Raw genomic sequence first — 13,908 nt, forward strand, 5'->3', positions numbered from 1 at the left:
TCACGCTCACGGCCGGGAGGGTTCATGCGGAAAGCAGTATTCGGGGTAGCCCTGTTGACAACCCTCGTCGGCTCGGTCGCGGCGGCGACTCAGGCGGCCGCCGTGACGCCGGTCGTCCAACCCGACCAGCAGCGCGCCGGAGTCATCCTCACCCACGACGAGACCGCCGCACTGGGCGACGGGCCGATTCCCGCACTGGTCACGATGGTCGTTCCGGAGAGCCGGATCGGTGCGGGTCTGAAGCCGGACACCCAGCTCTATCACGATCAGAACGGCAATGTGCACGCCTCACTGCGGCAGGTGATCGAGGAGGCGGCGAGCCATCCGGACGGGAGCGTCGTGGTGATGGCGAACGTCCCCGGATCGCACGGCACGCGCCTGCTCGACGTTTTCCAGCAGTGGCACTGACCGAAGGTCTTCGGCGACCGCGGCGGCGGTTCAGGGCACCGGAACGCCCAGGCACAGCAGGGCATAGCCGGTGGACAGCAGGCAATTCAGTGGCGTGGGAAGCAGATCCAGTAGCGAGGAAACCTGCCCGGCGGGCGGCGACACCGGAGTGGCGGCCACCGAATCGGCGACACCTGCGGCGACTCGGCTCTGCGCGCCGGATACCTGCGGGCCGGCCGGCTCCACCGTGACCGCCGAAGCGCCTGCGGCCGACGGACTTTCAGGCGAGGCGGCGGCCACGGCCACCGGGGCCATACCGATCGCTGCGGCCGCGAGAATAGTGAACGAGGATTTCTGCACTGCTCGGGTGCGCGTCATGGTGCTCATTTTCCGGCAATACCCACAACACTCGATCCGCTATCGGGCGACGCGCCGCGAAAACGGGTGCGGCTGTGGGAAACAGGCGTTTCAGCGCGGACGCACCGCGCACCGCACCACCAAATCGATGGCCGCGAGACCCGCGGCCGCGACCAGCACGGTGGCCAGCGCCAGCCACGGACCGGCGTAGTGAGTGGATTCGAAGGCCGGCTGATCGCCCACCGCCGCGAACCAGGTTCGATGGATACCGTGCCGCCAGATGGGCACGGCGGCCACCGCGCAGACCACGACCAGCACCAGATCGAGCAGGATCCACAGCCGGCGCCTCACGCCACGTCCTCCTTGCCCTCGGAAACCACGTCGCCCTCGCTGTCCGAACCGGAGGCCACCACCGAATTCTCCGCATCGTCGGCGCCCGCCGCGAGCACAGCCGCGGACTCCTTCGCCGGAGAATCCGCCGCCGCGGACTTCTTCGCCGCGGGAGCCGATTCCTCGGCGAGCCGATCGAGCGCGGCGCCCAACTGCGCACGCAACTGCCGATGATCGCGCGCCCATGCCTGCACCGTGGCGCCGTCGCGCAATTTCAGGCCGATGCCGCGGCGGCGGCGCGGCACTCCGGTCAGCTCACCCAGTGCGCGGGCCGACTCCCAGGGCTCGTCATCCCACGATTCCTCGTCGAGTTCGGGAAAGACTCGCGCGATCGAACTCAGGGGCAGCGTTTCGGTGCCCTCGCGCAGCACGGAGTCGGTGAGTTCGACGCTGACGTGGCGTTTTCCGGCCACGACCTGCAGAGTCACGAATCCGGCGAGCAGAATCGCGCAGAAGGCGAGGCCGAACCAGTGCACCGGGCCGCGCCGCAGCGCGAGTTCCAGGATCAGCACGAACAGACAGAGCAGCGGGCCGTAGGCGACCGTTCGCCAGCGGGCCCCGGGCTCACTGAACAGCACGGAATCCGGCCGCACCGCGACGGTGGGTTGGGCGTCGCTCACGCAGGACCTCCGAATACGACGCGCGTGCCGGACCGAGCGGGTGGCGGCGGACTCAGCCGACCTTCCCCGGGAGCAGCAGTCCGGCGAGGGTGAGCAGTGCCAAGAGCAGCAGCAAACCCATCACCAGAACATCGCGTCGAATGCTTTGTCGCTGCTGAATCACCACGCGCATCGATGTCTCCGATCCACCGAAGCCATCCGTGCTGCGCTCTCATCGCGGTAGCCGATCGATGCGACCACCGATCGGAAAACCACATCCGAAGAACAACGCACAACCAACGACTTTCAGTTCCCGAGCTCTCTGTGACAACCCTCACCATACATCCCGGTCGGCACGCGACAAATTCGGCCTCGCGTCTCAGCTGCCGTTCGCTCGGAAAAAAGCCTCGGATTCCTTTCTGCGGCAGAGGAATACGGCTCCGCAGGCCAGAACCGCCTGTAATATCACCGCGGCCCCGATCAGCACCGCCGGGCCACCGGCGACCGCGCCGAGGCCGAACATCGACCCGATGGCGCCGAGCACCAGCACCACGGTCGCCACATCGGCAACCGTGCGCGCCCACAGTCGGCCGCGACCGAGTTGGTACACCACGGCCACCGCGCCGATCCCGACGGCGAGGCCGTAGGTGAGGACCAGCACCTCGAGAATCGAGACCACCAGCTCCATCTGCGCCACGCTGAAGTCGGGCCGCTCGCCGTGCAGCTGGTCGTAGAAGTCCTGGGCGACCTGGTGGCGATTGCCGAGGCGGTCGACCGCGCCGAGGATCAGCCGCAACACCCCGAGCGCTACCACGGCCCACCACAGCTGGCAGGCGGTGCGCACATCCTCGGGTCTGGTTCGAATGCCGGGCTCGGCCGGGAGGGTCGCCGGATTCACGACAGCCAGTGCGCGGCCTCGGTGGCCCAGTAGGTGAGCACGATGTCCGCGCCCGCCCGGCGGATGCCGAGAAGCGATTCGAGGATGGCGCCGCGGCGGTCGATCCAGCCGCGTTCGGCGGCGGCGGTGATCATCGCGTACTCGCCCGAGATCTGATAGGCGGCGACCGGAACCGGCGAATGATCGGCGACATCGCGCAGGATGTCCAGATACGACATGGCCGGTTTGACCATCACGATGTCGGCGCCCTCGGCCAGGTCCAGTTCCAGCTCACGCAGCGATTCCCGCCGATTCGCCGAATCCTGCTGATAGGTCCGGCGATCGCCCTGCAGCGACGAGCCGACGGCCTCCCGGAACGGGCCGTAGAACGCCGAGGCGTATTTGGCCGCGTAGGCGAGGATCCCGGTATCGATATGACCGGCCGCATCCAGCCCGGCGCGGATCGCACCGACCTGGCCGTCCATCATGCCGCTGGTGCCCAGCAGTTCGGCGCCGGCCTCGGCCTGGGCCAGTGCCATCTCCACGTAGCGTTCCAGGGTCTCGTCGTTGTCGACGGAGCCGTCGCCGGCCAGGACACCGCAGTGCCCGTGATCGGTGAATTCGTCCAGACAGGTATCCGCCATCACGACGGTGTCACCGCCGACCTCCTCGGTCAGCGCGCGCAGGCCGCGGTTGAGAATGCCGTCCGGGGCACTGGCCTGGCTACCCACCGCATCCTTGTCCTCCGGGCGCGGCACGCCGAACAGCATCAGCCCGCCGACGCCCGCCCCGACCGCCTCGGCCGCGGCCTTGCGCAGCGAATCCATCGAATGCTGGTACACGCCGGGCATCGAACTGATCTCGCGCGGTTCGGTCAGTCCGTCGGCGACGAACATGGGCAGTACCAATTGCCTTGGTTCCAAGGTGGTTTCGGCGACGAGGCGACGCATCGCGGGGGTACGACGCAACCGCCGCGGGCGGTCCATTCCGGTCATAACCGCACGATACGCCGCGCGGGAGCCCGGCTCCCAGGCACCTCCCGGCCGGTTGGCGTGGGTCACACCGGGCACATCGCGGGCGACGCGCCGGCGACGCGGGCGCGGCGCCGAAACCCGTTGCGGCGAGCGGTTTTTGTCGGTGCCCTCCGGTAGAATCGAAGATGTGTTCGAGGGGATTCGTCAACAGTCGAACCGGCCTCGGTAACGCGCTACTGTCCACGGCGCGCGACCGATCGATCGGCGGTGGGACGGACTGCCCATATCCGTCCCGCCTTCGATTCGGCCCATCGACGACCCGATGAATCTCCATCCGAGGGGAGGATTCTCATGCCCACCGCACCGACGATCATCGATCCCTACGCGCCGCTGGTGAAACAGGCCCTACCGGCCGGCCGGCCGCGCTCCTGGTACGTCATGCACAACCGCAGGTTGAAGGCCCTGCGGCTGGCCATCGCCCTGCTCGACTCCGGCGTCTACCGCGCCAACCTCGCCGACAACCAGACCATTCGGCACACCGCCGAGGTCGTCGGCATCCGGCCGCCCTCGAACAAGACCTGCAGCCTCGTCCGCGACCTGATGCGCGTACGCCGGGTGTGAGTGCCTCTTCGCCGTACCGCTCAGCGGCCCTGGCCCGGCCTATCGAGCCGCTCAGCGGCTGCGGCGGCTCTTCTTGCGCGGCGGGGGCAGCAGGCCCTCGGCGCGCAGGTGGGCGGCGTGTTCGGCCAGGGCGTCGACCAGCGGGCCGACCTGGGCGATCTCGGGTTGCACATCCACGCGCAGGCCGAATTCGATTGCGGTCTCGGCGGTTTTGGGGCCGATGCAGGCAACGATGGTGCGCGCGTGCGGCTTTCCGGCGATACCGACCAGATTTCGGACCGTGGACGAGGAGGTGAACAGCACGGCGTCGAAACCACCGGTCTTGATCATCTCCCGGGTTTCGGCCGGCGGCGGCGAGGCCCGCACGGTGCGGTACGCGGTGACATCGTCGATCTCCCAGCCGCGGTCGCGCAGACCCTCGGCCAGAGTTTCGGTGGCGATATCGGCGCGCGGCAGCAGCACGCGGTTGACCGGGTCGAAAACATCGTCGTAGGGCGGGAAGTCGGCCAGCAGACCTTCCGAGGACTGCTCACCGCTGGGCACCAGTTCAGGGTTGATACCGAACGAGCGCACCTTGTCGGCGGTCGCCTCACCGACGCAGGCGATCTTCACACCGGAGAAAGCCCGTGCGTCCAAACCGAATTCGCCGAACTTCTCCCACACCGCGCGCACGGCGTTGGTCGAGGTGAACACCACCCACTGGTAGCGCCCGTCGACCAGTCCCTTGACCGCGCGCTCCATCTGCGCGGGGCTGCGCGGCGGCTCGACGGCGATGGTCGGCACCTCCATCGGGATGGCGCCGTGCATGACGAGCTTCTCGCTCATCTCGCCGGCCTGCTCCTTGGTGCGCGGCACCAGCACGGTCCAGCCGTACAGCGCCCGCGACTCCCACCAGGACATCTTGGCGCGCTTCTCGACCTCCTTGCCGACCGTGACCACCAGCGGTCCGACCAGTTCGGAGGCGGCGGAGTTCAGGGTGGCCAGCGTCGCCTCGATGGTGCGCTGCTGCCGGGTGGTGCCGCGCACGGTCACCGCCACCGGGGTCTGCGGGGCGAGACCGTGCTCGACCAGCGCGCTCGCGGTTTCGGCCAGGTGGCCGGAGGTGGCATGCAGCACCAGCGGACCAGGAGCGGCCGCGACCGAGGCCCAATCGACCTCACCGCGCACGTCGACCTCGGTGTGCGAGGAGCCCAGCGCGATGCCGGCGTAGGCCGGAACCGTGGTCGCCGAGGGCAGCCCGGGCAGCACCTCGAAGTTCATATGCGACCGGGTGACGGCGTTGACCTCGGAGATCACCGAATCGGTGGTCATCGGATCGCCGGAGACCAGCCGCACCACATCGTGTCCGGCGCGGGCCTCGTGGACCAGCGTCTTCGCGACCTCGGCCGGCTCGCCCAGCGCGGGGCGCACGTCGACGGCGGATTCCCCGTCGGGACCCGGCTCGACGGCGGTGCCGATCATGGCCAGCACGCCCTTGTCGACATCGGGGTCGGTGAACGCCAGCCGGGCTCGTCCCAGCACCTCGCGGGCGCGGACCGTGAGCAGTGCCGGGTCACCAGGACCCGACCCGACGAACAGAATCCGACCGGGATGTTTCTTGGTGGCTCGGCTCATGGCTTGTTCTCCATCGGGCTGGGATTGGTGAAGTCGGACGCGCCGGCGGATACCTCGCCGGCCAGCAGGTCGCGCGCCCCCAGCTCCAGGAGCTCACGCGCCAGATCGCGGCCCAGCTGCTCTGCGTTCGCGAGCGAGCCGACCGCCGAGGCCCGGATGACATCCGAACCGTCGATCGCCGCCGCGCCGCCGCGCAGCGACAGTTCCTCCACCACGCGGCCCTCGTCGTCGAGCGATTCGACGACTTCGGCGAGCGCACCGACCGGCGCCGTGCAACCGGCTTCCAGTTCGGCGAGCAGCGCGCGTTCGGCGACGACCGTGGCGCGACTGCCCGGATCGTCGAGGGTGGACAGGATGCTGACGAGATCGCTTTCCTCGCTGCGGCATTCGACCGCGAGCGCGCCCTGGGCCGGTGCCGGCAACATCTGCACGGGCTCCAGGGCCTCGGTGACCGAACCGAGCCGGTCCACGCGGGACAGCCCGGCCCGCGCGACGACCACGGCGTCGAGTTCACCCTCGGCGACCTTGCGAAGTCTGGTGTCGATATTGCCGCGCAGCGGCACTATCTCGAGGCCGAGGCCGAGTGCGCGCAACTGGGCGGCACGCCGCGGCGCGGAGGTGCCGACCCGGGATCCGGCGGGCAGTTCACCCAGTACCAGACCGTCCCGGGCCACCAGGGCGTCACGCGGATCCTCGCGCGGCGGTATCGCGGCGATGGTGAAGCGCGGGTCGGGCGCGGTGGGCAGATCCTTGTAGGAGTGCACCGCGATGTCGACGGTCCCGGCGGCCAGTTCCTCGCGCAGCGCGGCGGTGAACACCCCGACACCGATCTTCTCGACCGGATCGGAGGATTTGTCGCCGGCCGTCTTCACGATCACCAATTCGGCGTGCTGCCCGGCGGCGATCAGCGCGTCGCGCACGGTGCCTGCCTGGGTCAGTGCCAGCACGCTGCCGCGGGTGCCGATCCGCCACGGGGTGTCCGTGGTGCCACGTCGCGTCATGTAGTGCTCCTGCGTGTCGACCCCGGTGGCCGCGCCCCCGAATGCGGTGGCCGTATCAGCGCTCACTGCGGATGCCCCTGTTCGTCTCCGAGATGGCTCGTGGTGAAGTCGTCGGCCAGTTCGCCGCCGAGAGTGGCGATTTCCATCGGCGCCGCAACTGCTTGTGCCGCACCGGGTTTCAATTCGAACAGCTCACGCAGCGCCTCGGCGTAGCTGCCGCCGCCGGGCGCCGAGGCCAGCTGCTTGACCCGGACCGTGGGCGCGTGCAGCAGTTTGTCGACCACCCGGCGCACCGTGCGGGCCACCTCTTCGCGCTGCGGATCGCCGAGATCGGGCAGTTTGGATTCCAGCCGCATCAGCTCCGCCTCGACCACCTCGGCCGCGCGCTGGCGCAGGGCCGCGACGGTCGGGGTCACCTCCGCCATCCGCTGGCCGGACAGATACTTGGCGAGCTCCTCGGCGACCAGGGCGCGCGCGGCGCTGGTGTCGTCCGCCGCCGCACCCGCCGCGGGATCACGCTGCAGCGTCTCCATGTCGATGACGGTGATATCGGGCAATCCGGCCACCGCGGGATCCACATCGCGGGGCAGGCCGAGATCGCAGATCACCATCTCATGTCCGGCGCGGGAGACGTTGAGCGCCCGGTGGGCGTCGGCCAAGCTCACCACCGAACCGACCGCGCCGGTGCTGGTGATCACGATGTCGGCATCGGCCATGGCGTTCACCAGATTCGACAGTTCCATCGCGGTCGCCGGCGCGCCGTGCATGGTGGTCGCGGTGTGGGCCAGCCGCTGAGCCCGCTCGAGAGTGCGGTTGACCACGACGATTCGGCCGATTCCGGCCCGTGCCAGATGGGCCACCGACAGCCCGCCCATCGCACCCGCGCCGACCACGACCGCGGTGCGGCCGGCCAGGTCGCCGAGCACGTTCGCGGCGCGCTCCAAGGCGACCGACACCACCGAGGCGCCCGCGCGGTCGATCCCGGTCTCCGAATGCACCCGCTTGCCGACGCGCAGCGCATGCTGGGCCAATTCGTGCAGGGTGCGCCCGGCGGCCTGCTGGGCATCGGCGGCGGCGTAGGCCGAGCGGATCTGGCTGAGCACCTGCTGCTCGCCGACGACCATCGAATCCAGGCCGCTGGCGACCGCGAACAGATGTTCCGCCGCCGCCTCGCTGTAGCGCACGTAGGCGTGCCTGGTCAGTTCGGGCAGTGGCAGATCGGAATGCTTGGCCAGTAGATCGCCGACCTCGGCCAGGCCGCCGTGGAAGGCGTCGACCACGGCGTAGATCTCGACGCGGTTGCAGGTGGAGACGATCATCGCCTCGGAGATGTGCTGGGAGGCCAGCATGCGATCGGTGAGCTTGGGCCGGTCCTCCTCGGTGACCGCGACCTTCTCCAGCACCGCCACGGGAGCGCTGCGATGCGAAATTCCGACGAGAAGCACACTCATGGTGCGACCACCGATCCCTTGCTGGTTGGCTCCGTTGCCGAATGCGAGGTTGTCTTGCGGGGTGTGGGCTGGTGGGCCGCGCGTCCGGCCATCCGGCGCCCGATCGGGGTGGAGACCGCGTGCACGGTCTCTCCCGCGGCGACGCGCTCGGTGGCCGCCGGCTCGGTCGCCTCGAGTTCCGCGCTGCGAGCGCGCTCGAACGACAGCATCTGCAGTTCGACGGCGAGGTCGACGCGGCGGACCTCCACGGTGGCCGGAACCGCCAGGTTCACCGGCGAAAAGCTGAGAATGCACTGCACCCCGGCGGCGACGAGTTCGTCGCAGACGGCTTGGGCCGCGGCGTCGGGGACGGTGACCACCGCGATCGTGGGCGCGAGTTCGGCGACCGCGGTCCGCAGCCGGGCGGTGTCGAGCACCCGCAGCCCGGCGACCGAGGCGCCGATCACCGCGGGATCGTTGTCGAAGATGCCGACCATGGTGAATCCGCGCCGCGAGAATCCGCCGTAACCGGCCAGTGCCCGGCCCAGATTCCCGGCGCCGACCAGGATCACCCGATGGCCGTCCGCCAGGCCGAGAACGTCTTCGATGCGGTTGCGCAGCTTGGCCACGTCGTAGCCGACGCCGCGAACCCCGTTGGGGCCGAGGAAGGATAGATCCTTGCGAAGCTTGGCCGAACCGACACCCGCCGCGACAGCCAGTTCTTCACTCGATACGATGAGCACACCCTCGTCGGCCAGGACGGCGAGCACTCGGAGGTAGGTGGCCAGTCGGGTCACCGTCGCCTGCGGGATGTCCTTGTTGATGGTTTTGCCGGAAACGCTGTTCAGAGCTCTGCCGGAGACGCCACCTGGCGTCTCATGCTGCTCTGTCACGTCGTTCGGCTCCTCGTCCGGCCGGGGGGTAGTGTCCGGGTTTTCGCTTGGTCCACCGCCGACACCGGGCACAGGCATCGGTATCGGATCGGTATTGGTACACGGGGTGCGGTTGCGTCCGCCGCCAGAAGCAGGCGGGTCGCGTGTCACCACCGTAACCGCTTGTGAAGCCCTGCACAAAGTCGGTGAATTCAGTCACTCTCCACTCGTCGGCTCCACGAATGCCTGCTCACATTCAACCGCCGTGTAGCACGGGCTTCGGTGCAAGCACGCCGGACCGGCGATTTCCCCGCGCGAATCCGGCGATTCGCGGCTAATCGCAGGTCTGTCGGCACGGTGGCATTTAATGGCGATATGAGTACTGCCACGCATTCGGTGACTTTGCTGACCCGCGAGGGCTGCGGTATGTGCACGGCCGCACTGACGCAACTGCGCGCCATCTGCGCCGACTTCGGGCTGGAACCGGCGACCGTCGATGTGGACGCGGCGGCGGCCACCGACCCGTCGCTGCGGGCCGAGTTCGGCGACAGGCTGCCGGTGGTGCTGCTCGACGGCCGCGAACACAGTTACTTCGACGTGGACGAATCCCGGTTGCGGGCCGATTTGAGTCGCTGAGCACACATCGCCGAGCAGCCGTCGGGACAACGCTGTGCTCGGCTAATGTTGGAGTGTTCGCGCGAACAGGCGGAGGTACTGGTGCCGGAACGATCGAAAGATACGAGGACGGGCTTCATCGCGGGCAGGTTCGGCGAATTCCCGGCGCGCTGGGGGCAGGGTCTGTCGGACCAGCTCACGCGGATCGCGCGCAGCCCGTTCGGGCCCAGCGAGGAGGAGGTACGCGCCAACCTCGCCGGTGAGGCCAGCGCCGATGCCGCCCTGGCGCTGCACGACGCGGAATTGGCCGAAACCTATGGCGCCGAAGCCGATTCGGAATTACCGCCCCATGCGCGCCCGCCGCGCGACCTGACCGCCGCGGCATTTTTCGACGTGGACAACACGATGGTGCAGGGCGCCTCGATCGTGCACTTCGCGCGCGGCCTGGCGGCGCGGAAATATTTCAAGACTTCCGACCTCGTCGATATGGCCTGGAAGCAGGTGAAATTCCGGGTCACCGGTAAGGAAAGCCAGGGCGATATGGCCAGCGGCAAGGAAAAGGCGCTGTCATTCATCGCCGGCCGCTCGACCGCCGAACTCGCCGCGCTGGGCGAGGAAATCTACGACGAAATCATCGCCGACAAGATCTGGCCGGGCACCCGCGCGCTGGCGCAAATGCATCTGGACGCCGGTCAGCAGGTGTGGCTGGTGACCGCCACGCCGGTGGAACTCGCGCAGGTCATCGCGAAGCGCCTGGGATTGACCGGCGCGCTGGGCACGGTCGCCGAAAGTGTGGACGGCGTCTTCACCGGGCGGCTGGTCGGCGATATTCTGCACGGCCTGGGCAAGGCGCATGCGGTGCGTACCCTGGCCATTCGCGAGGGGCTCAATCTCAAACGCTGCACGGCCTATTCCGACAGCCACAACGACGTGCCGATGCTCTCGCTGGCCGGCACCGCGGTGGCGATCAACCCGGATTCGGACCTGCGGGAGGTCGCCAAGAATCGTGGCTGGGAGATTCGCGATTTCCGCACCGGGCGCAAGGCCGCCAAGATCGGCGTGCCCACCGCGTTGGCGCTGGGTGCGGCTGGTGGGGCGGCGGCGGCCGTCCTCACCCGCAGGCGCGAACAGCACGCCTGAGATTTCCGGAAGGAAACGACCGAGCCTCCCCGCCGCAGCGAGGAGGCTCGATTTCTCCGGCTCTCTTCCGGTGTCAGCCGGTGAAGGGGTTACGCCGCTTGGTGAGCAGTTTGTACAGCGTCTGCTGGATGGTCTCGCGGACCTGATCGGTGACCTCGAACATCGTCATCGGATCGTCGGCGGCCTCGGCCGCGTAATCCCCGGTCGCGATGGGCTTGCCGAATTCGATGGTCCACTTCGACGGCAACGGGATCGCGCCCAGCGGTCCCAGATGCGGAAATGTCGGAGTCACCGGGAAATACGGCAATCCGAGCAGGCGTGCCAACGGCTTGATGTCGGCGAGTTTCGGATAGATCTCCTCGGACCCGACGATCGAACACGGAATGATCGGCACACCGGTTTTCACCGCAGCCGAGACGAATCCGCCGCGCCCGAAGCGCTGCAGCTTGTAGCGCTCCGAATACGGCTTGCCGATGCCCTTGAAGCCCTCGGGGAACACCCCCGCGACCTCGCCCGACCGCAGCAGCCGCTCGGCGTCGGCGGGGCAGGCCAGGGTATGGCCCGCCTTGCGGGCCAGCCCGCCGACCACCGGCGTCTCGAACACCAGATCAGCGGCCAGCAAGCGCAGCGACCGATGGGCGGGATGCCGGTCGTGCACGGCCAGCTGCAGCATCAGCGCGTCCAGTGCCACCACGCCGGCGTGATTGGAAACCACCAGCGCACCACCGGTGGACGGAATGTTCTCGATGCCGTTGACATCCACCCGGAACCACAGATCCGACAGTGGTCGCAGAGTCGGCAGGATCACCGATTCGAGCAGATGTTCGTCCCGCCCGAATTCGTCGACCTGGTAGTCCCCGGTGAGGCGGCGGCGGGCGAAATCGGCGGTATTGCGAATACCGCCGGCCACCGCACTTCGCACCAGATCACCCAGCGAGCGCGGCGAGGCCGATTCGGCCAGCCGCTCGGTCAGCGAGGTTACCGGCTGCAGGGCCGGCTCCACCGGCCACCGCCGCGACGCGGGGCGCTGCCGGGCCTCGAAATCCGTCTCGTGCAGGTGAATGACTTTGGCCACGTCGTTCATCGATGTGCTCCCGTCCCGGCCCCGACGAGGCCGAGGAGTCTGTTTTCTGCAGCGTCGATCCAGTGCGGATCTATGACGGGCCGCAACGCTGCGCCCCCGATGAAGTCGTCGAACGCCTGCACCGTCGTCCAGCGCGGTGCGAAGCCGAGTTCGCTACGCATTCTCGTGGTGTCCAATCCACAGCCGTAGTAGAAGTAGTCGATCTGCTCGGTCGTGAACTCACGCATCACCGGGCCCATGAACGACCGGCCGACCGTCTGGAAAACACTCATCGGCACCGGTAGTTCGACGCGACCCGCGCGACGGATGGCCTGCGACAACGCCAGCGCCCCGTCTCCGGCGACGTTGAACGTGCCGCCCGGTGCGGAATGCGCCGCATGCGCCAGCGCCGCGATCGCGTCCTCTTCGTGCAACAGCTGCATACGGGGGTCGCGACCGAAAATCGTCGGCGTGATCGGGGAGCGGAAATACTGCACGCCCCGGCCCGCTAGACGCGGCCCCACAATCGGTGGAAATCGAAGGATCGCCGCGGCGATATCCGGACGCCGACGCGCCATTCCACGGACGAAGCCCTCGACCTCGATCATATCGCGCGCGAACCAGCCCTTCGGCGGCGTGCGCGCACTCATTTCCTCGGTGAATTTCGCCGGATCCTTCGGACCACAACCGTACACCGCCGAGGAGGACCGGAGCACGACGCGGCGCACGTTGGGCGCCTTCTGACAGACCGCCATCAACTGCATGGCGCCGAAGACGTTGTAATCCTTCATCGCCGCGCGGCCGCCGCCGGCGGGCGGGCGGGAGAGCACGGAAGGGTGAACCACGGTATCGACGTTGTTTCCATCGATCACCTTGCGAATCAACGGATTTCGGATATCGGCGCGGACGAACTCGGCGCGCCCCATCCGGCGCAGCAGATCGCGGCTGGGCATCCGGGCATCGACGGCGATGACGCGTTCGATCGCCGGATCGGCCGCCAGCCGAGTGACGACATTGCCGCCGAAGAAGCGGCTCGCGCCGGTGACGAGGACAACTTTGGGCGGCTGGTCGTCGCGGCCAGCCGTACGCCCGTCCCGCATATCCGAACCCACGCCGAATCCCACCTGTGCACCCCTGCTTGGCTAGTTCCGTTAACCAGAGTAGCGGCTGTTACGGAGGCGGCCGAGAGTATTAACCAGGATCTAACGATGACTTCAGTCACCGGAAACAAATGCTAAAGCCCGCCACCTGGAACGATGGCGGGCTTTCAGCTAATTTCTAGCGTATAAAGCTTACTTGCCGAGTTTGCGACGCTGCACGCGCGTACGGCGAAGCAGCTTGCGGTGCTTCTTCTTCGACATCCGCTTACGGCGCTTCTTGATCACAGAACCCATAGGGTTGTTCCTCGCGTTCTCTCTCTACCCTCGGCACGCACGCCGGTTACGTACGCCCATCTTCCGGTTCGCTCGGCGGCCGCCTGGCAACCAGTGTTCAGCTCCCGACCTGACCCAGATCGGCAGCGGGTAACACAACGGTGGTTCATCGTACCGGGCCAACCCACGGCGAACGAAACGGGCACCGCTGTGCCCGGTCGCCGACACCGCCGACCGGCGTTCGCACGCTGCTATCCGGCGTCGAAGTACGACGTCTGCAGGTAGTCGTGCACCGCCTTGGCGTGTACCCGGAACGATCGACCGACTCTGACAGCGGGTAGTTCTCCCGAGTGAACCAGCCGATACACCGTCATCTTGGAAACCCGCATCAGATTCGCCACCTCGGCAACGGTGAGGAACTGTGTTCCTCCACCGCCGATGACAGGACCGGAACTCGCAGAGCTGTTTCCAGACATCATTGCACCACTGACCTCCGGCACGTCCGCGCCGCCGGCTTCCCCACCGGCGGAACAGACACGCACGTGCTCCCCCGAGCTTAGCGTTACCAGTGGGATTGCTGCGACGGGTGGGAGAA

The 13,908-nt window shown here is 68.0% G+C and carries 17 protein-coding genes; 4 read left to right on the forward strand and 13 right to left on the reverse strand.

The features are described from left to right. Positions 1 to 24 precede the first annotated feature (24 nt). The gene (locus tag NE2_RS15995) at positions 25 to 408 is read left to right on the forward strand and encodes a hypothetical protein (RefSeq protein WP_063026932.1); all 384 of its coding nucleotides are present in this window, start codon (positions 25 to 27) and stop codon (positions 406 to 408) included. A 30-nt stretch (positions 409 to 438) separates the two neighbouring features. Here the strand turns inward: NE2_RS15995 and NE2_RS16000 are convergent, their stop codons facing one another. From NE2_RS16000 to hemB, 5 genes are all read right to left on the reverse strand, one after another. Next, positions 439 to 774 (reverse strand): hypothetical protein, encoded by a 336-nt coding sequence (locus tag NE2_RS16000; protein ID WP_063026934.1) that lies wholly within the window; start codon positions 772 to 774, stop codon positions 439 to 441. Positions 775 to 855: 81 nt separating this feature from the next. Further along, positions 856 to 1,095, reverse strand: coding sequence for a hypothetical protein (locus NE2_RS16005; RefSeq protein ID WP_063026936.1), 240 nt, complete (start codon positions 1,093 to 1,095; stop codon positions 856 to 858). Further along, positions 1,092 to 1,754 (reverse strand): transport-regulating membrane protein Mce1N, encoded by a 663-nt coding sequence (mce1N, locus tag NE2_RS16010; RefSeq protein WP_373862253.1) that lies wholly within the window; start codon positions 1,752 to 1,754, stop codon positions 1,092 to 1,094. The genes NE2_RS16005 and mce1N overlap by 4 nt, the downstream gene beginning before the upstream one ends. A 358-nt stretch (positions 1,755 to 2,112) precedes the next feature. Next, a complete protein-coding gene (locus NE2_RS16015; protein WP_063026938.1) occupies positions 2,113 to 2,631 on the reverse strand; it encodes a hypothetical protein in 519 nt (172 codons plus the stop codon). After that, positions 2,628 to 3,605 (reverse strand): porphobilinogen synthase, encoded by a 978-nt coding sequence (gene hemB / locus NE2_RS16020; RefSeq protein WP_063026940.1) that lies wholly within the window; start codon positions 3,603 to 3,605, stop codon positions 2,628 to 2,630. Before hemB ends, NE2_RS16015 begins: the two co-directional genes overlap by 4 nt. Before the next feature lie 330 nt (positions 3,606 to 3,935). On the opposite strand from hemB, the gene NE2_RS16025 reads away from it, so the two are divergent. After that, positions 3,936 to 4,205 carry a hypothetical protein gene (locus NE2_RS16025; protein WP_063026942.1) on the forward strand — a complete coding sequence of 90 codons (270 nt, stop codon included), beginning with the start codon at positions 3,936 to 3,938 and terminating at the stop codon, positions 4,203 to 4,205. Between the two features lie 51 nt (positions 4,206 to 4,256). Here NE2_RS16025 and NE2_RS16030 read toward each other — a convergent pair whose 3' ends face one another. From NE2_RS16030 to NE2_RS16045, 4 genes are all read right to left on the reverse strand, one after another. Continuing rightward, positions 4,257 to 5,819: a bifunctional uroporphyrinogen-III C-methyltransferase/uroporphyrinogen-III synthase gene (locus NE2_RS16030; RefSeq protein WP_030516198.1), complete on the reverse strand. Its 1,563-nt coding sequence runs from the start codon at positions 5,817 to 5,819 to the stop codon at positions 4,257 to 4,259. After that, entirely contained in the window at positions 5,816 to 6,820 is a 1,005-nt protein-coding gene (hemC, locus tag NE2_RS16035; RefSeq protein ID WP_036525108.1) for a hydroxymethylbilane synthase, read from the reverse strand. The genes NE2_RS16030 and hemC overlap by 4 nt, the downstream gene beginning before the upstream one ends. Positions 6,821 to 6,882: 62 nt before the next feature. Then, positions 6,883 to 8,271 (reverse strand): glutamyl-tRNA reductase, encoded by a 1,389-nt coding sequence (locus NE2_RS16040; protein ID WP_063026944.1) that lies wholly within the window; start codon positions 8,269 to 8,271, stop codon positions 6,883 to 6,885. Next, the gene (locus NE2_RS16045; protein ID WP_063027025.1) at positions 8,268 to 9,143 is read right to left on the reverse strand and encodes a redox-sensing transcriptional repressor Rex; all 876 of its coding nucleotides are present in this window, start codon (positions 9,141 to 9,143) and stop codon (positions 8,268 to 8,270) included. Before NE2_RS16045 ends, NE2_RS16040 begins: the two co-directional genes overlap by 4 nt. A gap of 354 nt (positions 9,144 to 9,497) precedes the next feature. Here NE2_RS16045 and NE2_RS16050 point away from each other — a divergent pair, with 354 nt between their 5' ends. Beyond that, positions 9,498 to 9,758 (forward strand): glutaredoxin family protein, encoded by a 261-nt coding sequence (locus NE2_RS16050; RefSeq protein WP_063026946.1) that lies wholly within the window; start codon positions 9,498 to 9,500, stop codon positions 9,756 to 9,758. An 81-nt stretch (positions 9,759 to 9,839) separates the two neighbouring features. Next, entirely contained in the window at positions 9,840 to 10,877 is a 1,038-nt protein-coding gene (locus NE2_RS16055; RefSeq protein WP_373862254.1) for an HAD family hydrolase, read from the forward strand. Between the two features lie 73 nt (positions 10,878 to 10,950). On the opposite strand, the gene NE2_RS16060 is transcribed toward NE2_RS16055, so the two are convergent. The 4 genes from NE2_RS16060 to NE2_RS16070 form a co-directional block, all read right to left on the reverse strand. Beyond that, a complete protein-coding gene (locus tag NE2_RS16060) occupies positions 10,951 to 11,961 on the reverse strand; it encodes a lysophospholipid acyltransferase family protein (protein WP_063026947.1) in 1,011 nt (336 codons plus the stop codon). Continuing rightward, a complete protein-coding gene (locus tag NE2_RS16065; RefSeq protein WP_063027029.1) occupies positions 11,958 to 13,040 on the reverse strand; it encodes an NAD-dependent epimerase/dehydratase family protein in 1,083 nt (360 codons plus the stop codon). The genes NE2_RS16060 and NE2_RS16065 overlap by 4 nt, the downstream gene beginning before the upstream one ends. A gap of 192 nt (positions 13,041 to 13,232) precedes the next feature. Next, on the reverse strand, positions 13,233 to 13,334 hold the full coding sequence (locus NE2_RS34995) for a 30S ribosomal protein bS22 (RefSeq protein ID WP_003402602.1): 102 nt from the start codon (positions 13,332 to 13,334) through the stop codon (positions 13,233 to 13,235). 230 nt (positions 13,335 to 13,564) lie between these two features. Further along, on the reverse strand, positions 13,565 to 13,792 hold the full coding sequence (locus NE2_RS16070; protein WP_030516190.1) for a helix-turn-helix domain-containing protein: 228 nt from the start codon (positions 13,790 to 13,792) through the stop codon (positions 13,565 to 13,567). Between the last annotated feature and the right edge of the window lie 116 nt (positions 13,793 to 13,908).

Source organism: Nocardia elegans NBRC 108235 (assembly GCF_001612845.1).
Taxonomy (GTDB): domain Bacteria; phylum Actinomycetota; class Actinomycetes; order Mycobacteriales; family Mycobacteriaceae; genus Nocardia; species Nocardia nova.